This window comes from Haemophilus sp. HMSC61B11 (assembly GCF_001838615.1).
Classification (GTDB): Bacteria; Pseudomonadota; Gammaproteobacteria; order Enterobacterales; family Pasteurellaceae; genus Haemophilus_D; species Haemophilus_D parainfluenzae_AD.
Map to the genome: position 1 here is coordinate 185,409 of NZ_KV837971.1, position 22,076 is coordinate 207,484.

Below are 22,076 nucleotides of genomic sequence, written 5' to 3' on the forward strand. Positions count from 1 at the left end.
TGGGTAAAAAAATAAGGGCGGAAATTACATTCCGCCCTTTTTATATTTTACTGTTTTACTTAACCGAACCACAATTTAAACAATACAAATACTGCCCTTTTGGATCATTAAATTTGGTTAACACATTCAGTTGTTTTTTCACTTGATGTACTTCCTGTGGCAATCCCAACCAATTTGTCAATAATACTTGCCCTTTTTGCTTAAGCTTGTGATCTAATTTTGCTAAGAAGCTATCATCTTCATCAACTAACCATTGCACACTAAAGCTATCCATATATTTATCTGGATTTTGGTTTACTAGGGCACCAGCTTTCTCAATGGCTACATCTATATCGCCTAATTCATCCACCAAACCATTTTTATGTGCATCTTGCCCTAACCAAACTTGGCCTTGAGCAATTTTATCTACTTTATCTTTTGATAATTGACGACCACGGCTTACCACATCTAAGAAACGATCATAACCATTTTCAATACTAAGTTGGTAAATATCCTGAGTATTTTTACCCAATGGACTTAAAGCTGACGTTTCCGCGAGATCCGTTGTCGATACGCCATCGGTACTCATTCCCATTTTTTTGATTGTATTTTCAAAGGTTGGGAATAATGCAAAAATCCCGATTGAACCCGTAATCGTATTTTTATCTGCCACGATATAGTCAGCAGTTGAAGAAATCCAATAACCACCAGAGGCTGCCATCCCCCCCATGGATACCACAACAGGTTTGCCTGCTTTTTGAAGATTTTCAGTTTCCTGGCGAATAATTTCAGATGCAAAAGCACTACCACCAGGAGAGTTAACACGGAGAACAACCGCCTTTACTTTCTCGTTATTGTAGGCTTGTCTCAATAACTTCGCGATGGTATCGCCACCAGCTGATTCCTCATCACTTTCCCCATCAATAATTGTCCCTTCGACATTCACTACCGCAACAATATTTTTTTCATTTGGATCAACAGAGAAACGATCACCTAAATCAGATAAATAATCTTCAAAATCTAATAATTTAGTATTTCCCTCTGCATCTTGACCAAAAAATGCGGTCAATTTTTTATCTAAATCCAATCTTGTCGCAAAATGTGTCACTAACTGACGTTTTTTCACATAAGCCGTTTCATCACCCTTTAACGCTTTTAAATCACTAATATATTTTTGTGCATTCGGTAATACATCATTAGCGGTAATATGACGATTAACCATTAACGTTTGCATGTAGTTTTGCCACATACCCCCAAGCCATTTCTGCATATTCGCTCGTGCTTCTGGTGACATATCATCACGCAAGAAAGGTTCTACCGCGGACTTATAAGTCCCTACACGGAAAATATGAGGTGTGATTTCAAGTTTTTCGAGCATGGATTTAAAGTAAAGATTTTCCTGACGTAAACCTTGAATACCGACTTGTCCAATCGGATTGAGATAAATTTCATCCGCAAAACTCGCAAGAAAATATTGTGACTGTGTGTAATTGTCAGCATAAGCAATAACTGGCTTTTCTGATTCTTTAAAACTTTGAATGGCCTTTCCTACATACTCTAATGATGGAAGATCCCCCCCTTCAAAGTCATTTAAATTCAACACTAAACCACGAATTCGTTCATCATCTTTCGCAGATAAAATACTTTGCACCACGTCAAAGGTTGAATATTTATAAGAGACTTTTTCATTATTTAAACGTTGGAGTTCCTTTTCCCAACTCAACATATCTTCCGTGTTATCCGCAAGATAGCCCGTTAAATTTAAATATAATGCACCTTGATCACCTGATAAGACTTGGCTTTTCTTACCATCCCCAAAAAGACCGACAAGAAAAATCAACGCTAAAACAAATAATAAAAACACAAAATTCATCACAAGATTTCGGATAAAATTGAGCGCTTTACAACAAAATTTCAATACGCTTAAGATGTTATTCATGCGAAATTAAACCTTTAAAATAGAAATAAAAATTGTGCGTAGCCTATCATAAAGTCCCATGAAAAACTATGCTATAATCAACCGCACTTAATTAGAAGAAGGAAAATACTATGGATGCATTAACTCTTTTAACACAACGTAAATCCAATAAAAAATTAACGGCACCAGCCCCTAGCCAAGTACAATTAGAACAAATGTTTCAAGCCGCTTTACATGCACCTGATCATGGTAAGCTTGAGCCTTATCATTTCGTGGTAATTCAAGGCACAGGTTTAAGTAAATTGGAAAGCTTGCTCAAAGCTGCAGTAGCTGAATTTGAGTTAGGTGAAGAGCGATTAAAAAAAGCAGAGAATTTTGCACGCCGTGCACCGATGGTCATTGCGGTAATTGCTAAAATTAATCATGAAGTGAAAAAAGTACCAGGTTGGGAACAAATGCTTACTGCAGGTGCAGCAACTTATGCGATTCAACTTGCGGGCAACGCACTGGGTTTTGAAAGTTTTTGGGCAACTGGTCCTCTCGTTGAAGGGCGTGAATTACGTGAAGCGTTTGGTTGCGACAAAAATGATAAGATCGTTGCCTTATTACAAATTGGTACGGCCGCTGAAAAATTAGAAAGAGACTGTAAACCAAAAGATTTATCACGTTTCGTGACCCATCTATAACGATCAAAAAAGGCGGAGATTTCCGCCTTTTCTATTGTTCTTATTCAAACTCGCCTTCTAATCCACTTCGGATTTTATTTTCAAACGCTGTATAGTCCACTAAAAATGCATCGTGACCATAATCCGATGGGAATTCGTAGAATCTTAAATCCACGCCAGCTTGCTCTAAAAGCTGTTTACTTTTATGCAAATCAATGGATTTAAATAGTTGATCTGTTGTCACTGAAACTAATGTATAACAGGCTTTAATTCGGGATAAGGCTTCTTTTACATCTGTATACCCTACGCTTGGATCATACAGATCGAGCGCACGCAATAAATACAAATAGGTGTTGGCATCAAAACGCTCTAAGAATTTTTTACCTTGATAACTCAAATAGGATTCCACTTGAAAGTGATCACCCCAAAATTGTCCTTCAGATTTAGTCGCTCGTCCAAATGCCTTGGCTAGCTGTACATCGGTCCGATAAGTTAACATTCCCAACATACGAGCAATGGAAAGCCCTTGATTAGGCGGTGTCCCCTCATAATAATCGCCATTATTAAAATTGGGATCATTAATGACAGCCTGACGCATCACATGATTAAACCCTATGGCTTCTGCACTAAAGAAGATAGAAGAACAAAGATTCACAATATTATCCATAAAATCTGGATAATCAATTGCCCATTGTGTAGCTTGCATACCGCCAAAGGAGCCACCCACTATTGCTTTTAAATGCGTAATGCCAAGATAGTCAAGTAACGCTTTTTGTACTTTGATAATATCTTGAACAATAATATTGGGGAACTGGCTACCGTAAGGTTTTCCTGTAGTGGGATTAATTGAGCTTGGTCCCGTTGTTCCTTTACACCCGCCTAATACATTTGAACAAATGAAAAAATATTTAGATGTGTCAAATGCAAGGCCATCCCCCATAAAATTTTGCCACCAACCATCTTTATTCGGTTCATCAAAATAAGGTTCGGCATCTCCTGTTAAGGCATGACAAATCAATACAGCATTGCTTTTATCTGCATTTAAAGTGCCGTAAGTTTGATATGCGACATTAATAGGCGAAAGCTGCCCACCCAATGTTAATTGGAGGGGATTGTCTTGAAAAAGCACGGCATTTTGCACAGCCATTGAAATAATAACCTTTTAAATTGGTGATTCGCCAATTATCAACAGCTTATTTTTTTTGTCAAGAAATTTTAGCCGTTTAGACGGCCAAATTTCATTCTATCCATTTCCTAGATAAATTGCACTTGAACTTACTTTAATTTTTAAGTATGTTGGTTAGATGCAACTACTCTCTCAAATGCTATCAAAAATGACCGCACTCTTAGCTTCGTTACGCCTTCCTTTAAAAAAGCTCCTTAGCTATGTCTTGGGGTTCTCTTTGGTTGCATTAATAAGTTGTTTCATAATTGATCGTGCCGTAAGTTTCTACGTACAGGATCGCGTATATGAAGACGTCGAAATACTTCCTCATCGCCATTACGCATTGGTACTAGGCACGTCTAAATATGTCACCAAAGGAAAAACCAATAAATATTATGACTATCGCTTAGAGGCATCAAAACGCTTAATCGATCAAGATAAAGTCGATTATTTACTGCTAAGTGGCGATAACCGCACGATTCAATACAACGAACCACGTACCATGTTTTTGGATCTACGTAAAATGGGCGTGTCTGAAAGCGTCATGTTTAAAGATTTTGCAGGATTCCGCACTTTAGACTCTGTTGTGCGAGCAAATAAAGTTTTCCAAGTTCCTTCCTTTACGATCATCAGTCAAAAATTCCATTGTGAACGCGCGCTGCTTATTGCTAAACATTACGATATTGATGCCATTTGTTTCACCGCAAAACAGCCAGAAGTTTATTTTGGGACACGTGTCCGCGAAATGTTTGCTCGCGTGAAAGCCGTATTAGACTTAATTATCGGAGTAAAACCCTACTTTCTCGGCACACCAGAACCGCTACCAATACCTGCTGAATAGTTAACTATTCTTTAATTTTTACCCTATTTAATCAAAAAAGATCTAAATAAAAAGATTTTTATACGATTTTTTATCATATTTATTTGACAATTTTTACTTAAATCGCTATTTCTAATAGCTATCATAAAACACAACATCTTACTTTTTCATTTTTAGAGGATTATCTTATGTCTCATTTATCGGTAGCAAAATTTGGCGGTACGTCTGTCGCAAACTATTCCGCTATGCAAGCTTGTGCCAAAATCGTTATTGCAGATCCTAATACTCGCGTTGTCGTGCTTTCTGCCTCTGCTGGTGTAACAAACTTATTAGTTGCCTTAGCCAATGGCGTAGAAGCTGAAGAACGCGCAAAATTAATTGGTGAAGTCCGCCAAATTCAAGAAAATATTTTAAATGAATTAAAAGACGACAGCCGTGTTCGCCCTGTCATTGAAAAATACTTAGAAAATATTACCGCACTTTCTGAAGCCGCTAGCCTTGCGACATCACTTGCTTTAACTGATGAGCTCATTAGTCATGGTGAAATGATATCAACGCAAATTTTCATTGAAGTATTAAGAGAATTACAGACATCTGCAACCTGGGTTGATGTACGTACTTTAGTGGCAACTAATGATAACTTTGGTAAAGCCGCACCAGATGATTCACAAACTCAAGCGAACTGCGATAATTTATTAAAACCATTAATCGATCGAGGTGAATTAGTTATCACTCAAGGCTTTATCGGTCGTGAACCAAGCGGTAAAACGACTACTTTAGGCCGTGGTGGTAGTGACTACTCTGCTGCACTTTTAGCTGAAGTATTAAACGCAAAAGATGTCTTAATTTGGACTGATGTGGCAGGTATTTATACGACCGATCCACGTGTCGTACCAAATGCACAACGTATTGATACAATGAGCTTTGCTGAAGCAGCCGAAATGGCAACCTTTGGGGCGAAAGTATTACACCCTGCGACATTGCTTCCTGCCGTTCGTAGTAATATCCCTGTTTATGTGGGTTCAAGTAAAGCACCTGAAGCTGGTGGTACTTGGGTAACACGAGATCCGCAACCTCGCCCAACATTCCGTGCAATTGCATTACGTCGCGATCAAACCCTACTAACGCTTTCAAGTCTCAGTATGCTACATGCACAGGGCTTCCTGGCGAATGTATTCACTATCTTAGCGAAATATAAAATTTCAGTCGATACGATCACAACCTCTGAGGTAAGCATTGCATTAACCTTAGATAAAACTGGCTCAGCGTCATCTGGTGTAGAATTACTTTCTCCGGAATTATTAGAAGAATTAAGTCAATACTGCACTGTGAAAGTTGATACAGGCTTATCTCTTGTCGCATTAATTGGAAATGATTTACACCTTGCTTCAGGTGTGGCGAAACGTATTTTTGACACCCTTGAAGGCTATAACATCCGCATGATTAGTTATGGTGCAAGCACCAATAACATTTGTATGCTCGCGATGAGCGACAAAGCAGATGACGTGGTTCGTTCATTACATAAATCGTTGTTTGAATAAAAAATTTACTAAAAGTGCGGTTAAAAATAACCGCACTTTTTTACGTTTAAAATTTGAGATTACGGCTAAAAAAGAGTAAAGTAATCGTTTGTCTGATTTATAAACTTACGCAAACTTAAGGCGGAAATTATGGGAAAAAGTGTTGTTGTTCTTGGCGCTCAGTGGGGCGATGAAGGGAAAGGCAAGATCGTTGATTTATTAACAGATCGCGTTAAATATGTGGTGCGTTACCAAGGTGGTCATAACGCAGGCCACACGTTAATTATTAATGGTGAAAAAACCGTATTACGCTTAATTCCATCAGGTATTTTACGTGATAACGTGACCTGTTTAATCGGTAACGGCGTGGTGCTTTCTCCTGCCGCATTAATTCAGGAAATGGGCGAATTAGAAAACCGTGGCGTCAAAGTGCGTGAACGTTTATTAATTTCAGAAGCTTGTCCATTAATTCTACCTTATCACGTTGCAATGGATCTCGCGCGTGAAGCTGCATTAGGCAAAAAAGCTATTGGTACAACCGGTCGTGGTATCGGCCCAGCTTATGAAGATAAAGTGGCTCGTCGTGGTTTACGCGTGGGCGATTTATTCAATCGTGAAGCCTTTGCTGAAAAATTAAAAAATATCCTTGAATACTATAATTTCCAATTGGTGAACTACTACAAAGTAGAACCTGTTGATTATCAAAAAACATTAGACGACGTGTTCGCAGTAGCCGATATTATTACTGGCATGGTGGCAGATATCACAACCATCTTAGATACTGCTCGTAAAAATGGCGACAACATCCTATTCGAAGGTGCACAAGGTACCATGCTTGATATCGACCACGGCACCTATCCATATGTGACCAGTTCTAACACCACGGCAGGTGGCGTAGCAACAGGTTCTGGTTTCGGTCCTCGCAACCTTGACTATGTGTTAGGTATCATCAAAGCATACTGTACACGTGTTGGTGGCGGTCCATTCACCACAGAATTATTCGATGAAACTGGTGCTGAAATTGCTCGTAAAGGTAACGAATTTGGTGCGGTAACCGGTCGTCCACGTCGTTGTGGTTGGTTTGATGCTGTAGCGATTCGTCGTGCAATTCAACTTAACTCGATTTCTGGTTTCTGTATGACCAAGTTAGACGTATTAGATGGTTTCGATGAAGTGAAAATCTGTACGGCTTATAAAATGCCAAATGGTGAAATCGTTGAATATGCGCCATTAGCAGCGAAAGATTGGGAAGGCGTAGAGCCTATTTACGAAACCTTGCCTGGTTGGAAAGAAAACACCTTCGGAGTGACTGATGTAAATAAATTACCGCAAACTTGCCGTGATTACATCAAACGTATCGAAGAAGTAACTGGCGTACCGGTTGCTATCCTTTCAACGGGTCCAGATCGTGTTCAAACAATGATTTTACGCGATCCATTTACAGCCTAAAATAGCATAAAAATAAACCGCACTTTGGCACAGCCAAGTGCGGTTATTTTTTAAGGAGTTTTTGATGACTGAACAAGATATTGCTGACTACCTAAAAAATCACCCTGATTTTTTTATCCATCGTCCTGAGCTACTTCAACAGCTTACCATTCCACATAGCCATGAAGAAGGGACAATTTCATTAGTCGAAGCACAACTTGCTCAGCAACGAGAACAAATCAAAACGCTTACTCAACTCCTCGAAAAATTTCATCTGCTTGCTCATCAAGAAGCGGATATCTTCTTTGCTCTTCTGCCTTTGCAGAAAAAACTATTTCAAACAGAAGACTTTATCGTCATCAATGAAAAGTTAGATGACTGGGCAAAAGGTTATGAGCTAGAAGGTGCCAAAATCTTACTTTTTACAGACAGCTGGAAAAAAAATAGCACTATTCCTGAACAACATTGGTTAGACAGAAAAGCCTTTGAACTCATTCGCTTAGAGCGTATGGGCTTACGCCAATTCTATTTAGGCGATCTCTCCAATAAAGAAAAAGCCCTGATGTTCCTTCCTGAAGAGCTCCCTATCGGCTCTGTGGCGATTTGCCGTTTAGGTGGAACCTCTCAAAAACCAACCGCACTTTTACTCTTCAAATCTCGAGACACTGACCGTTTCCATAACGATCAAGACACCACATTCCTTCGACATTTAGTTGATATTGTAGAATTGCATTTGGGAAGATGGATTTAAAGGTTACTAATATCAATTAATTGATCCCGCTCACAATTTCAAGAAAATAAACTTTCTTTATTTTTCAACTCTTTTTACAATACCTTTGTTTTTATTATTAAAAACAAACAATTCAATTTAACTTCAGATATCACAAGGGTCTAATTATGAAAATTTTAACTTGGCCTGTGGTTGCAGGTGCTGCACTTGGTATCGTTGCGCCACTTCTCACTTACAATGGCAATCCTGGTAATATGGGATTTTGTGCGGCTTGTTTCTTACGAGATACAGCCGGATCGCTTGGATTACACCACGCTGCCCCATTACAATACCTTCGCCCAGAACTCATTGGATTAGTTTTAGGAGCACTCGCCAGTGCATTCTTATCTAAGGAATTTAAACCTCGTGGAGGCTCTGCCCCACTCGCTCGTATTAGCTTAGGCTTTTTTGCGATGCTTGGTGCGCTCATTTTCTTAGGTTGTCCATGGCGTGCTTATTTACGATTAGGTGGCGGTGATCTCACTGCAATTGCCGGTATCATAGGATTATTTGCCGGTGTATTAGGTGGCATTTTCCTCGCTAATCGAGGATTCTCATTAGGTAAATCGAAGGAACAAAGCCAATCTTCTGGCTTAATCGGTCCAATCTTTGCCGTGATTTTGCTTGTTTTAGCCTTAACCCAATTTAAATTTGGTGAAAATCTAGCAATTTACACCTCTGAAAAAGGCCCTGGTGCACAACATGCGGCTATTTGGATGTCACTTGCTGGCGGATTACTTCTCGGTGTGCTGATGCAAAAATCACGTTTTTGCACCATTGGGGCATTCCGAAACTTTGTCCTCTTCCGTGATGCGCATTTATTAAATGGCGTGATTGCATTGATTGTCTTTGCGGCAATAACCAATGCCTTATTAGGTCAATTCCATTTGGGCTTTGAAAAACAACCTATTGCGCATAATGACTATCTCTACAATTTCCTTTCTATGGCGCTTTGCGGTCTTTGCTTTGCATTAGGCGGTGGTTGCCCTGGTAAGCAATTAGTCAATATTGGTGAAGGGAACAATGACTCGGCATTATTTGTGCTCGGTATGCTACTGGGCGCAGCAGCGGCACATAACTTTGGTTTCGCAGCAGCTCCTACTGGCGTTCCAATCTTTACGCCTTATGTTTTAATTGCCGGTTTTGCAGTTTGTTTATATATCGCATTCACTAATAAATCGGAAGCTTAATATTCATTCAGAATAAACAAAAAGGAAGTCAATTATGACTTCCTTTTTTTGTTTTCAAAAGTGCGGTTATTTTTAACCGCACTTTCTACATCATTAGAGAATATTTTTCTCACCACGAGAAAGGCTAATTAAGCCTGAACGAACAATCTCAAGTAATGTACTTTCTTCCTTCACAGCCTCAACAAAAGCATCTAATTTGTCTTTTGTACCCGTTAATTGAATCGTGTAGGATTTTGTTGTTACATCCACAATCTGACCACGGAAGATGTCTGCTAAACGTTTTAGCTCATCGCGTGATGAACCCGTTGCTCGCACTTTCACTAACAACACTTCACGCTCAACGTGCTCATGTTCACTCAAGTTAATAACTTTAAATACATCCACTAATTTGTGAAGTTGTTTTTCGATTTGTTCGAGCACTTGCTCATCACCCACCGCTTCAATCGTCATACGAGAAAGCGTTGGATCATCGGTTGGTGCCACAGTTAAGCTTTCAATGTTAAATGCACGTTGGGAAAATAAGCCGACCACACGAGATAATGCACCGGATTCATTTTCTAATAAAACAGATAAAATTCTACGCATTATTCTTTCTCCTCTTGTGGTTTGCTTAAAATCATCTCATTCATCGCCCCGCCGCGAACTTGCATTGGGTAAACGTGTTCGGTTTCATCAACGTTAATATCAACAAAGACCAATTTATTTTTAATACTGAAGGCTTCTTTTAATTTGCTTTCTAATTCATCTGGTGTAGAAATTTGAATTCCCACATGACCATAAGATTCCGCTAACTTCACGAAATCCGGTAAAGAATTCATATAAGTTTGAGAATGGCGGCCTGAGTAAATCAAATCTTGCCATTGTTTTACCATGCCTAAGAAGTGGTTGTTCAAGCAAATTATCACAACAGGAATACCATATTGTGTTGCTGTTGAAAGCTCTTGAATATTCATTTGAATACTGCCATCACCCGTTACACAAACCACAGTTGCTTCAGGATGCGCAAGTTTTACCCCTAATGCAGCTGGTAAACCAAAGCCCATGGTACCCGCACCACCCGAATTGATCCAACGACGCGGTAAATCAAACGGATAATGTAATGCGGCAAACATTTGGTGTTGCCCTACATCCGATGCCACATAAGCTTGGCCTTTTGTGATGCGATATACGGCTTCCATGACTTGCTGTGGTTTAATGACGCCTGAAGTGCGATCGAAATCCAAGCATTTTTTCGCTTTCCATTCATCAATTTGTTTCCACCAATCTTCTAATTGGTTTTGTGGACGCGAACCAATTTCTTCACCTAATAAGCTTAAGAACTCATCCAATACATTTTTCGCGTTACCTACAATTGGAATCGCAACAGGGACGTTTTTAGAAATAGAGGTTGGGTCAATATCAATCTGAATCACTTTTGCATTCGGACAATATTTATCTAAGTTGTTAGTAGTTCGGTCATCAAAACGAACACCAACACCAAGGATTAAATCACTTTCATGCATGGCTGTATTGGCTTCATAAGTCCCGTGCATCCCAAGCATACCTAAGAATTGTTTGTCAGTACTTGGATACACACCTAAGCCCATTAATGATGAGGTAACCGGTAAATTTAAACGTTGTGCAAATTGCGTTAATTCCTCATGACAGCCTGCTGCAATAGCACCACCACCGACGAATAAAACCGGTTTTTTAGCCACTAATAATGCTTTTAACGCTTTCTTAATTTGACCTTTGTGACCATTTACCGTTGGATTATAAGAACGAAGCTCAACAGATTTTGGATATTCGTAAGGATATTTTAAAGTTGGATTTACGGTATCTTTTGGAATGTCTACGACAACGGGGCCTGGACGGCCTGTTGAAGCAATATAAAAGGCTTTTTTCAAGATACCTGGAATGTCTTCTGCTTTCTTAACAATAAAGCTGTGTTTAACCACTGGACGAGAAATCCCCACCATATCACATTCTTGGAACGCATCACGGCCGATTAAGCTACTCATTACCTGACCTGAAATGATCACCATTGGTACTGAATCAGTATAAGCGGTCAAAATACCCGTAATCGCATTGGTCGCACCAGGTCCTGATGTGACTAACACACAACCCACTTTACCTGTCGCACGTGCATAACCATCTGCCATATGTACCGCAGCTTGCTCATGGCGGACTAAAATATGTTCAATCCCACCAAGGGTATGGATTGCATCATAAATATCCAATACGGCACCGCCTGGATAACCAAATAAATACTCAACGCCTTCGTCACGCAAAGACTGAACCACCATTTCCGCACCAGATAATTTCTTCATATTTTACTCCTAAAACTGACCGCACTTTTATTACTACGATTCGTTGTCAAAACAATGGAACCATCATACCGAAAGAAAACAACTTGTCTAGCATTGCAAAAGTCTAAAAAAACAAATTTAAAAGCATTAAAATCTACAAAAATCAAAAATAAAGTTTTTAATAAAGATTAAAAATAAAAAACATAGAGAATCGCGTTTTTATATAGATTTTTATAAAAATAAAAAAATTTTATTCTTTTATTCAAAAATTTGAACTAGATCACATTTTAAATGTTGTTCTCTTTTATGAGCGAGGAAAAAAGAAGCAATGATAAGAAAAAACCGCACTTGGAAGCCCCAAAGTGCGGTTAGATTTTAAGGATTTTTTAATTAGCCGTTATAACGTCTGAAAACTAAAGTTGCGTTTGTGCCACCGAAACCAAAGCTGTTTGACATCACAGTTTGTAAACCTGCATTTTCTTTTGTTTCAGTCACGATATTGCAGCCTTCTGCTGCTTCGTCTAATGTTTCGATATTAATGCTTGGTGCAATAAAGTCATTGTGTAACATTAATAAGGTATAGATTGCTTCGTGTGCACCTGCTGCACCTAAAGAGTGACCAGTCATTGATTTGGTTGAAGAAATCGCAGGAATTTTGTCACCAAATACATTTTTGATTGCACCTAATTCTTTTACGTCACCAACTGGTGTTGATGTACCGTGTACGTTGATGTAATCAATTGGGGTATCCACAGTTGCCATTGCTTGTTTCATACAACGCTCAGCACCTTCACCACTTGGTGCTACCATGTCGTAACCATCAGAGGTTGCGCCATAACCTACGATTTCAGCGTAGATTTTTGCGCCACGTGCTAATGCGTGTTCTAATTCTTCAACCACTACAACAGCACCACCGCCTGCGATAACGAAACCATCACGGTTTGCATCGTAAGCACGAGACGCTTTTTCTGGGGTATCATTGTATTTAGTTGAAACGGCACCCATTGCATCGAATTCAGTAGCACATTCCCAAGATAATTCTTCCGCACCACCCGCGAAAACTACATCTTGTTTACCCAATTGAATTAATTCAACTGCGTGACCGATACAGTGTGCAGACGTTGCACAAGCAGAGCTGATTGAGTAGTTTACACCACGGATTTTGTAAGGAGTTGCTAAACAAGCTGATACGCTTGAAGCCATGGTTTTAGTTACTGCGTAAGGACCAATTGCTTTCACACCGCGTGGACCACGTACTGCATCACAAGCCACTAATTGGTTGTGAGCTGAACCAGTACCTGCACCGATTACAAGACCTGTGCGGTCATTTGAAACTTGATCTTCTGTTAAACCTGAATCTTCAATCGCTTCACGCATAGAAAGGTATGCATAAGCTGCCGCATCACCCATAAAACGATATACTTTACGATCGATGTGCTCGCTTGGATCAAGTTTGATTGTGCCCGCAACATGGCTACGCATTTTCATTTCAACAAACTCAGGCACGACTTCAATACCAGATTTACCTGCTTTTAATGAAGCCAAAACTTCTTCTTTGTTGTTACCGATACTTGAAATAATACCAAAACCAGTAATTACAGCTCTTTTCATTCTTTATTCCTTATGATTTAGGGGAAATTAAATTCAACTTACAGTTGTTAGCTGAACGCAATTTACTATGAAATGAAAATATTGCAAGCAATAATTCATTTGTTCGACCAGTTAAGTTTTAACCGACTCAAAATTTCCGTGCTATTATAAAAGAATTTGATAAGGCAAAAAAGGGCTAACACATGTTCACCATTCAGCACGCAAAAATTCATTTTAACGAAGAGAATACCCCTGTTTCGGATAAATTTGATGATGTGTATTTTTCTAATCAAGATGGTTTAGCGGAAACGCATTACGTGTTTTTAGAAGGCAATCAGTTGTGGGAACGTTGGGTTAATTATCAAGAAGCCCACTTTATTATTGCTGAAACGGGGTTTGGCACAGGATTAAATTTCTTTGCGGTGACCACGCTATTCCGTGAATTTCGTCAAAAATATCCAGATTCGCCTTTAAAACGCCTTTATTTTATCTCTTTTGAAAAATACCCTTTGCCACTTGATGCATTACAACAAGCCCATTTAGCCTATCCTCAATTTTATAACCTTGCTCAGCAGTTACAGCAGCATTGGCTTAATCCCATTCAGGGTTGCTACCGTTTTCATTTTAATGAAACCACGTTAGATCTTTGGTTTGGTGATGTGGCTGAAAATCTGCCACAGCTTGGCGATTATATGAATGATAAAATTGACGCGTGGTTTTTAGATGGTTTTGCCCCGAGTAAAAACCCCGATATGTGGAATGAGCAGCTTTATCAGCAAATGTTTCGTTTTACTAAACCACAAGGCACCTTTGCGACTTTTACTGCGGCAAGTGCGGTCAGAAAAGGCTTAGAAAATGTAGGCTTTGATATGACGAAACGCAAAGGCTTTGGTAAAAAACGAGAATGTCTTTCCGGTCAAAAAACGCACGAAAAGCTGCCCGCACTTTCTACGCCCTGGTTTCATAGTCAGCCAGCCAATCTCAAAGAACAAGATATTGCCATTATTGGTGGCGGTATTGCTTCTCTTTGCACAGCTATTTCATTGGTTAAACGCGGAGCAAAAATCACAATTTATTGCGAAGATGAACAAACTGCCCTCAATGCATCTGGCAATAAACAAGGCGCTTTTTATCCGCAACTGAGCGATGATAACGAACGCAATATTCGTTTTTATATTCATGCCTTTGCCTATGGCCATCAATTTCTACAATGGGCAATTCAGCAACAAATCGAATTTGAACATGAATTCTGTGGTGTCGCACTTTGTGCTTACAATGAGAAAACAGAAAGTAAATTAAATAAAATCGCTGATCTGAATTTGCCTTCTGATTTATATCAGTCACTAAACCAATCTGAATTAAGTGAAAAAGTGGGCTTACCGTTACCTTTTGGGGGCGGTTTTATTCCTCAAGGCGCTTGGCTTGCACCACGTCAGTTAGTTCAGCATGCTTTTGCCTTTTTAGAGAAGCAAGGCGTCCAAATTAAAACATCACAAAAAGTAATCGCACTTTCTCAAACAAAAAATGGTTGGCAAATCACCACAGCTGAAAATGAAACTTTCTGCCATGAAGTGGTTGTTTTAGCAAATGGGCATAAACTCACGGAATTCGAGCAAACACAAAAACTCCCACTCTATCCTGTCCGCGGACAAGTGAGCCAAATTCCGACATCAGAAAACTTGCTTAAACTCAAAACCGTGTTGTGCTATGACGGCTATCTTACGCCCGCAGATCAAGCAAAAACCAGTCATTGTATTGGCGCAAGTCATGTTCGTGATAATGCGACTCGTGAATTTAGCCTAACTGAACAACAAGAAAACCAACAAAAAATTCAGCAAAATATCCCTGAAGAGTGGACAAAAGAAGTGGATACATCGGGTAACCTTGCTCGAATCGGCGTGCGTTGTTCAGTACGTGATCTCACCCCAATGATGGCGGTGGTTCCTCATTTTTCTGCTCAGCAAACACAATATCAAAATTTGTTTAATTTACGACGCCGTAAACAACCAGTAGAACAAGCTGAAAACTACCCTAACCTCTATTTAATCGGCGCATTAGGCTCACGAGGATTAACCTCTGCGCCACTTTTGGGTGAAACACTGGCTTCCTTAATTTATGGCGAGCCCTTACCAATGAGCGAAGATCTGATTCACAATGTGATGCCAAACCGCAGTTGGGTCAGACGCTGGTTGAAAGGTGCAGAGGTGAAATAAAAAAAGTGCGGTTAAAATCAACCGCACTTTTTCTTAATACAAGCTTAAACGTTGTAATCGCTGTCTGGCGATTTCTTTGATTTCATCCTTTTTCGCCGTATTCATAATTTCCAAATAAAGCAATTTGGCCAAACCAATGTTGACTTGTGTTCCAATCCCTTCTTCATACAAACGAGCTAAACGGAATTTTCCTTCATTACTACCCGCATTTGCAGCCTTTTGAAACCATTCAAAGGCTTTGGTAAATTCTTTCTGATTGGTATAAATTTCCCCTAATGTAAGCATGGCATCAGGATCTTTTGTTGCACTGGTTTCAAATAATTTAATCGCTTGAGCGGTATCTTGTTTTACATAGTTGTTACCGTTGAAATACATCACTGCCAAATTATTGATGGCTTTGATGCTGCCTCGCTCAGCAGCTTCGCTAAACCACCAATAAGCCAACTCTTTATTTTCATCCACTCCACGGCCTAAATTATAAAGCATCCCTAAATTGCTTTGCGCTTGTAAATTACCTTCCAACGCAAGAGGATACATGATTTCAAAAACGGCTTTCCAATCTTGTTTCTCAGCTAGTTTTTGCGCCAGATCCATTTTTTGCTGATCCGTCATTTGTGCTTTATCGACCAAATCAATGGTTTTCATGGCAAATGCTGAACTGCTTAACGTGAAGGTGGCTAGGAATAAAAGTTTGGCTAATGTCTTCATCTTATAATGTCGCTATCAATAAAATAATCAAAAAAATGGCGGATGTTCCGAATTCTATTAGACCGACTTGCTTAACCGAAAGTTTCTTGGTTGGCAAATAAATAGCACGAATTAACGCTGGCACAAAAGCAAGTGATAAGACATATTGTTGGGTAAACAAGCAACCGAGTACACAAAGCACGTGGAAAATAATAGAGGCTTTGAGATAAAGCGGATTTTTACGTTCACGCATCATTGATTTGACGTAAAGCGTCGTGCCAATAAAAAATAAGCTTGGATACAATGCTACCCACCAGATTTTTTCATCAAAAGTGCGGTCAGAAAAATAATAGGATCCCATACCTGCAAGGGCAAAAATCGCAATACCCGCTAAATCATTGAGAAGGTTACGTTCATCTTTTTTCTTGGTGTAATAGATACTCACCAACACAAAAGGAAACATGGCGGCAATAAAGAAAAGAATTTGCCAGTTATAAAAAATGGCAGGAAGCGCAAATAAAAAAGCCGCAACACCATAGATGATGGTCCACTTTTTATATTCCGCCATATTTTTGCCTTTAAAGAGACTAAGCATGGGGTAACTCAGCAAATACATGGTGAACCAAGCTAAAAGCAAAAAGAAATGCGCCCAAACAGGTGAGGCTAATAACATACCGTAAACAAAAGGCAATAATGCCATGACAATGGCGCCATATTGATTCGAAATCAGGAGTTTCATAGTTTTCTTTAGTTGATAAAAATTCTCAGTTATTTTATCCCACAATTTCTTGATTTACAAAGTCTAAAACCGCCTTTAGAATGGAATTATCTTCATCAAAAAGGAGCCATTATGTCGATTCAACGCATTCAACCAAGCAAACGCTTTTCTGAAGTGGTCATTCATAACAATACTGCCTATTTTGCTGGCCAAGTACCGGAAAAAACCGTTAAGCAAAATGCTTACGAACAAACCAAAGAAGTCCTTTCTCTGATCGATAAATTATTGGCTGAAATTGGTTCTAAAAAAAGTAAAATTCTTACCACGCAAATCTTCCTTGCTAATATGACAGATTATGCTCAACTCAACCAAGCATGGGATGAATGGGTCGATAGCCAAAATCCACCAAGCCGAGCAACGGTAGAAGCAAAACTTGCAGATCCTGATTGGAAAGTTGAGATCGTTATTATTGCGGCTGTATAAACAAGATTTTTCAAAATGTGATCAACCGCAAAGAACGTTTTTCGGTTTTCCTTTACACTAAATACTGAATTCAAAAGAAGGAGTAATGTATGCAATCATGGATACCAGAAATATGGCAAGCCGCTGTGATTGGACTTGTAGTTGGCGTAATCTTAGGCTATTTGCTGTTACGTTTAACAAAAGGTTCTGTTAAAAAACAAGTTCAAACCGAAGCTGAACTAAAAGAAGTCAAAACACAATTAAGCGATAAACAAGCACAACTTGAAAAACATTTCGCTGAAAGTGCTGAATTATTTAAAACCTTAATTGGTGATTATCAAAAACTCTATCGTCACTATGCCGTTTCATCTGAAACCTTGCTTGGCAATAAACCAGCCGACAAAGGGTTATTTACCCAGCAATTAGTGACCGCCTCATCAGAAAGCAAATCTGAAGAGCCACCACGCGATTATTCCGAAGGTTCATCTGGCTTATTAAAAACAGATAAAGAAAACCAGTAATGATTAACGGTTGAACAATAAAAAAATCAGGGATTAAATGCTTAATCCCTGATTGTTTATTAATGATTACTCAATACTTGAGCCGGTTGTAACTTCGCGGCTCGACTGGCTGGATAAAGACTGGCAAGTAAACTCAATACCAATGCCGCCACAAGAACTAATACAACATCGAACCAATGTAATTCGCTTGGTAAGAAATCAACGAAATAGATGCCATCTGATAACAGTTTTTTACCGAGTAATGTCTCGATGCCTTGAATAATCGGAGTGAGATTAAGAGCAAGTACAACACCTAACACAATACCAATCAAACACCCTTTCATCCCTGCAAGCAAACCATACCAAATAAAGATCTGTTTAATAAAGCCATTATTTGCTCCCAAGGTTCGCATAATCGCAATATCACCTTGCTTATCTTTTACTGCCATAATTAAGGTAGAAACGATATTAAAACACGCCACCCCAATTACAAGCACCATCGCGATATACATCACAGTACGGATAAGCTGAATATCACGATACATATAACCAAATTTTGCCACCCAGTTTTGAATGTAAAGCAGTTGTGGATAATCATTTAGCATCGAATAATCCATTTCTTGTACTTTGAATGGATCATCAACTTTCAATTCGACACCCGTAATTTGATCTTCGCGATACCCCATTAATTCTTGCGCTTGAGGTAATGCCAGTAAGGCATAGCTATGGTCTAACTGACCATCTAAACGTAAAATAGCGGTCACTTGAACACGCTCACGATTAGGTTGCGCCATTTGATCTTCGCCATTCGGTTGAGAGATTAATAACGACACCCAATCGCCTGCTTTAACATCTAACGCTTTGGCAATACCAGAGCCCAGCACCAATCCGCCTTCTTCTGCGAATTTTTGCCAGCCATCGCCTTCCACAAACTTACTAAGAGAACTCACTTGATCTTCAGCTTGTTTATCGACCCCTTTCACTTGTACAACTTTAAGTTTATTGCCATTTTCAACTAAGGCAGTAAAACTCACAAAAGGTGAAAGTGCGGTAATTTTTTTGTTCGTTTTTAGACGTTCGGCTAACTTCTGCCAATGATTTAATGTGGGGTCATTACCCTGTGGATTTACTGTAATTTCTACATGCGGCACGACAGCCAAAATGCGCGAGTTTAATTCACGCTCAAACCCATTCATGGCACTTAACCCCACAATCAACACTGCTACACCAAGGGCGATACCAATTGCAGAGAATTTTGAAATTAACGCAACTAAAGGATTTTTCTGCTTACCACGTTGATAACGCCAGCTAATAAAAAATGGCGTATTCATTATACACCTTCCTTCAAAATACCATCTTGCATGACTAAACGACGTGATAATTTTTCAGCAAGCCCCATGTCGTGAGTGACTAATAAAAAAGCGATATTTTGCTCTTGGTTAAGTTGTTGAATGAGTTCAAAAATGCTTTCTGTAGTCTTGTGATCGAGATTCCCTGTGGGCTCATCCGCTAAAACTAACGATGGATTATTCACTAAAGCACGGGCAATCGCGACACGTTGACGTTCACCACCCGAAAGTGCTGATGGACGGTGAGTAATGCGATGACTTAATCCCACCGCACTTAGCATTTTTTCGGCACGATCTTTCGCTTCTGTTTTATTTTGATGACCAATCAACATCGGCATCATCACATTTTCAAGTGCGGTAAAATCCGCCATTAAATGATGGAATTGATACACAAATCCTAAATAACGATTACGCAAAGCAGATAATTCATTAGCCGATGTTTTTTGTAAGGATTGTCCATTAATAAACACTTCCCCGCTACTTGGCTGATCAAGTCCCCCTAAAGTATGCAATAAAGTACTTTTCCCTGAACCTGAGCTTCCTACAATCGCAACCAACTCTGCGGGTTCCATAGAAAAAGAAACACCTTTTAACACTTGCGTTTGATTTTCACCTTCTTGATAAAATTTATTGATGTTTTCGCATTTTAATAAATAGTTATTCATTTTTTACTCTTTTTAACCGCACTTTAGCAGCAAATCATCTCATTAAAAACTTGCGCGAGTCTATCACACTTTTTCCTGAGCTTAAATTTCAATACGCTCAAAGCATTCAAATCCCGTCTCAGGAAAATATTTTTTAAGATAACCCTTTAAATAACCTTGCGTCTCTTGACTAATGATAGAATCGTATTCTGGATAACCGTTATACATTACGCTTAGCACTGGCACACCATGAGAACGACAGGCCTCTAAACTTAATAATGTGTGGTTAATACTACCTAATTTTCCCGATGTCACTAAAATCAACGGGTAATTGTTTGACTGGATATAATGTAACGTCGTCGCCTCGTCACAATAAGGCACCATTAATCCACCAGCCCCCTCCAGCAGCACATAATCATATTTCTCTGCCAGAAGTGCGGTGGATTTTTCAATAATTTTTTCATTAATTTCTCGCCCCTCGAGCTTTGCAGCTAAATGAGGAGAACAAGGGTATTCAAAAAGATAAGGACAGGTGTCGCCTTGTAAATCTTCTGCTGTCAAATCAATCCCTTGAATCTTTCGATGTACAAGCAAATCATCAGCGATATTTTTACAGCCTGTTTGAATCATTTTTTGTGTAATAACGGAAAAGCCTTGTTCCATCAACTTTTTAGCATAAATGCCTGTTGCAACCGTTTTACCTACATCGGTATCAATGCCCGATACAAAAATAACCTTGCCCATAAATACGCCTTACTAATTTCCAGCATGAGAATAACGTGCGATAAAAAACAATGGATGATAAGTTAAGCCCACTTTACCCGATGGCAAACTAAAAGCCTGTAAGTAATCATCAACAAATTTGTTGAGATTTTTTCTTGTCCAATTTTTCTGGTTAGTCGCTGTTACACCTGTATATTTCAGATGTTTGAGTACATCCAATGGCGTATCAAAGTCTAGTATTACATTAAAATCGTCACACCATAAAAGCTCAAAATCATTGGCTAACCAATTTTGCCATTGAGATAAATTCGGATAACTTAACCCCACATTCGTCATTTGGCGAATCTCTTTTAAATTATCTTCACCAAAGCTCGTCATCGCCAATAAACCATTAGGTTTCAATCCTGTTTTACAATGGGAAATAAAATTGTCAGGATGATGGAACCACTGTACAGCTGATGCACTTGCAATCAAGTCAAATCGTCGTTGAAAAGGAAAGTTCTCTGCATCACTACAATAAAAATCAAAGGGTTGAATTAGTTTTTCAGCGAGTAGAGAATGCACATCGCACAAATCATTAAATAACCAATAATTGGCTGAAATCTGTTTTTGCAACAACGTACTCAACATACCAGAACCGCAACCGAGTTCCAAAACGCTATCTAGTGACCCATTTGGTAAATAGTCTTGCAAATGCATCATTAACTTAATATTCATTTTTTGTTGAATTAATGCATGTTCATCATAGCTATTTAAGGCTTTTTGGAAGGCGTGTTTAATGCGCGATTTATCTACGGAAGTTAATGATTCCATAATGCCGACCAGTGGGTAAATCTTGAAAACACATAATGCTCACCTTCTATTTCCTGAACCGCACAACGCGATGCCCAATATTGGTGCTGATTAGCTGGTGTAAAAATTTTATCGCGAGAACTAATCCATGTATTTGTCCAGTGAATAAGATCTGTGCCTTTATCTTGCTGAATCATCGCAAAAAGTGCGGTGAGTTCTTGATGAATTTCGTTAAATGGTCGTGCAGAAAATTGTTGATAACGTTCAAAAGATACTTTATCACCACAGATTCTACGTTCAAACTTTGAACGAGTATTTTCTTCGAGATTCTCTAGCGTACCTTTAAAAATAGCGTAAGGAATACCGAAGCTATCATCACAAGGTAAACCTGTACCATTCACTGCTGTTGCAGATTGTAAGGTAATTCCTTGTAATACTCGCTCTGCCACCCAAACCCCCATTGACCATGCAACTACACGAATTTGCTGATAAGCAGAAAAATCAAAATCTAACGTCAAATCTTGATAATCGTAGCAAATTAATAAATTGTGATTTGTTGGCAAAATCAAATGAGCCACAGCATCAAGAGGTGTCCCCCAACCAGCAAAATAAACTATTAAATGCTCACCTTGATGATCATAAAATTTCGTTTTCAC

21 protein-coding genes are annotated in these 22,076 nt (G+C 39.1%); 9 read left to right on the plus strand and 12 right to left on the minus strand.

Features of this window, described 5'->3' with window-relative positions; genetic code table 11:
- Window positions 1-55 precede the first annotated feature (55 nt).
- Window positions 56-1,918, minus strand: coding sequence for a signal peptide peptidase SppA (gene sppA / locus HMPREF3263_RS05100; protein WP_005698471.1), 1,863 nt, complete (start codon window positions 1,916-1,918; stop codon window positions 56-58).
- A gap of 110 nt (window positions 1,919-2,028) precedes the next feature.
- Here sppA and HMPREF3263_RS05105 point away from each other — a divergent pair, with 110 nt between their 5' ends.
- Complete coding sequence (locus tag HMPREF3263_RS05105; protein WP_005695888.1) at window positions 2,029-2,583, plus strand: nitroreductase family protein; 555 nt, start codon at window positions 2,029-2,031, stop codon at window positions 2,581-2,583.
- 40 nt (window positions 2,584-2,623) lie between these two features.
- Here the strand turns inward: HMPREF3263_RS05105 and HMPREF3263_RS05110 are convergent, their stop codons facing one another.
- Window positions 2,624-3,709, minus strand: a complete 1,086-nt coding sequence (locus HMPREF3263_RS05110) for a homoserine O-acetyltransferase MetX (protein WP_005698566.1) — start codon at window positions 3,707-3,709, stop codon at window positions 2,624-2,626.
- 157 nt (window positions 3,710-3,866) lie between these two features.
- Here HMPREF3263_RS05110 and HMPREF3263_RS05115 point away from each other — a divergent pair, with 157 nt between their 5' ends.
- The 5 genes from HMPREF3263_RS05115 (at window position 3,867) to yedE (ending at window position 9,454) form a co-directional block, all read left to right on the plus strand.
- Complete coding sequence (locus HMPREF3263_RS05115) at window positions 3,867-4,568, plus strand: SanA/YdcF family protein (protein WP_083327592.1); 702 nt, start codon at window positions 3,867-3,869, stop codon at window positions 4,566-4,568.
- Between the two features lie 167 nt (window positions 4,569-4,735).
- The gene (lysC, locus tag HMPREF3263_RS05120; RefSeq protein WP_005698544.1) at window positions 4,736-6,088 is read left to right on the plus strand and encodes a lysine-sensitive aspartokinase 3; all 1,353 of its coding nucleotides are present in this window, start codon (window positions 4,736-4,738) and stop codon (window positions 6,086-6,088) included.
- 129 nt (window positions 6,089-6,217) lie between these two features.
- Window positions 6,218-7,516, plus strand: coding sequence for an adenylosuccinate synthase (purA, locus tag HMPREF3263_RS05125; RefSeq protein ID WP_070853056.1), 1,299 nt, complete (start codon window positions 6,218-6,220; stop codon window positions 7,514-7,516).
- 64 nt (window positions 7,517-7,580) lie between these two features.
- Complete coding sequence (locus HMPREF3263_RS05130) at window positions 7,581-8,246, plus strand: DUF484 family protein (protein ID WP_070853057.1); 666 nt, start codon at window positions 7,581-7,583, stop codon at window positions 8,244-8,246.
- 146 nt (window positions 8,247-8,392) lie between these two features.
- Window positions 8,393-9,454 (plus strand): YedE family putative selenium transporter, encoded by a 1,062-nt coding sequence (gene yedE, locus HMPREF3263_RS05135; RefSeq protein WP_070853058.1) that lies wholly within the window; start codon window positions 8,393-8,395, stop codon window positions 9,452-9,454.
- Window positions 9,455-9,547: 93 nt separating this feature from the next.
- On the opposite strand, the gene ilvN is transcribed toward yedE, so the two are convergent.
- The 3 genes from ilvN to fabB all read right to left on the minus strand — a co-directional run bounded on the left by ilvN (window position 9,548) and on the right by fabB (window position 13,353).
- Complete coding sequence (gene ilvN / locus HMPREF3263_RS05140; protein ID WP_005695880.1) at window positions 9,548-10,039, minus strand: acetolactate synthase small subunit; 492 nt, start codon at window positions 10,037-10,039, stop codon at window positions 9,548-9,550.
- Window positions 10,039-11,763 (minus strand): acetolactate synthase 3 large subunit, encoded by a 1,725-nt coding sequence (locus HMPREF3263_RS05145; protein ID WP_070853059.1) that lies wholly within the window; start codon window positions 11,761-11,763, stop codon window positions 10,039-10,041. Before HMPREF3263_RS05145 ends, ilvN begins: the two co-directional genes overlap by 1 nt.
- Before the next feature lie 369 nt (window positions 11,764-12,132).
- On the minus strand, window positions 12,133-13,353 hold the full coding sequence (fabB, locus tag HMPREF3263_RS05150; protein WP_049365920.1) for a beta-ketoacyl-ACP synthase I: 1,221 nt from the start codon (window positions 13,351-13,353) through the stop codon (window positions 12,133-12,135).
- Between the two features lie 182 nt (window positions 13,354-13,535).
- Between fabB and mnmC the strand changes: the two genes are divergently transcribed.
- A complete protein-coding gene (mnmC, locus tag HMPREF3263_RS05155; protein WP_070853060.1) occupies window positions 13,536-15,545 on the plus strand; it encodes a bifunctional tRNA (5-methylaminomethyl-2-thiouridine)(34)-methyltransferase MnmC2/FAD-dependent 5-carboxymethylaminomethyl-2-thiouridine(34) oxidoreductase MnmC1 in 2,010 nt (669 codons plus the stop codon).
- 33 nt (window positions 15,546-15,578) lie between these two features.
- Here mnmC and HMPREF3263_RS05160 read toward each other — a convergent pair whose 3' ends face one another.
- Together HMPREF3263_RS05160 and HMPREF3263_RS05165 are read right to left on the minus strand one after the other, a co-directional pair.
- A complete protein-coding gene (locus HMPREF3263_RS05160) occupies window positions 15,579-16,253 on the minus strand; it encodes a tetratricopeptide repeat protein (protein WP_049376280.1) in 675 nt (224 codons plus the stop codon).
- 1 nt (window position 16,254) lies between these two features.
- The gene (locus tag HMPREF3263_RS05165) at window positions 16,255-16,971 is read right to left on the minus strand and encodes a YwiC-like family protein (RefSeq protein ID WP_005695874.1); all 717 of its coding nucleotides are present in this window, start codon (window positions 16,969-16,971) and stop codon (window positions 16,255-16,257) included.
- A gap of 111 nt (window positions 16,972-17,082) precedes the next feature.
- Between HMPREF3263_RS05165 and HMPREF3263_RS05170 the strand changes: the two genes are divergently transcribed.
- The gene (locus HMPREF3263_RS05170; RefSeq protein ID WP_049376281.1) at window positions 17,083-17,433 is read left to right on the plus strand and encodes a RidA family protein; all 351 of its coding nucleotides are present in this window, start codon (window positions 17,083-17,085) and stop codon (window positions 17,431-17,433) included.
- Window positions 17,434-17,522: 89 nt separating this feature from the next.
- Window positions 17,523-17,933: a Z-ring associated ZapG family protein gene (locus HMPREF3263_RS05175; protein ID WP_014065209.1), complete on the plus strand. Its 411-nt coding sequence runs from the start codon at window positions 17,523-17,525 to the stop codon at window positions 17,931-17,933.
- A 59-nt stretch (window positions 17,934-17,992) separates the two neighbouring features.
- Here HMPREF3263_RS05175 and lolE read toward each other — a convergent pair whose 3' ends face one another.
- From lolE to HMPREF3263_RS05200, 5 genes are all read right to left on the minus strand, one after another.
- Complete coding sequence (lolE, locus tag HMPREF3263_RS05180; RefSeq protein ID WP_005695870.1) at window positions 17,993-19,243, minus strand: lipoprotein-releasing ABC transporter permease subunit LolE; 1,251 nt, start codon at window positions 19,241-19,243, stop codon at window positions 17,993-17,995.
- Window positions 19,243-19,926 carry a lipoprotein-releasing ABC transporter ATP-binding protein LolD gene (gene lolD / locus HMPREF3263_RS05185; protein ID WP_005695869.1) on the minus strand — a complete coding sequence of 228 codons (684 nt, stop codon included), beginning with the start codon at window positions 19,924-19,926 and terminating at the stop codon, window positions 19,243-19,245. The genes lolE and lolD overlap by 1 nt, the downstream gene beginning before the upstream one ends.
- An 81-nt stretch (window positions 19,927-20,007) precedes the next feature.
- Window positions 20,008-20,649: a dethiobiotin synthase gene (gene bioD / locus HMPREF3263_RS05190; protein WP_005695868.1), complete on the minus strand. Its 642-nt coding sequence runs from the start codon at window positions 20,647-20,649 to the stop codon at window positions 20,008-20,010.
- A 12-nt stretch (window positions 20,650-20,661) separates the two neighbouring features.
- Complete coding sequence (gene bioC, locus HMPREF3263_RS05195) at window positions 20,662-21,441, minus strand: malonyl-ACP O-methyltransferase BioC (protein ID WP_005695867.1); 780 nt, start codon at window positions 21,439-21,441, stop codon at window positions 20,662-20,664.
- The gene (locus HMPREF3263_RS05200) at window positions 21,429-22,076 is read right to left on the minus strand and encodes a DUF452 family protein (protein WP_070853061.1); all 648 of its coding nucleotides are present in this window, start codon (window positions 22,074-22,076) and stop codon (window positions 21,429-21,431) included. The genes bioC and HMPREF3263_RS05200 overlap by 13 nt, the downstream gene beginning before the upstream one ends.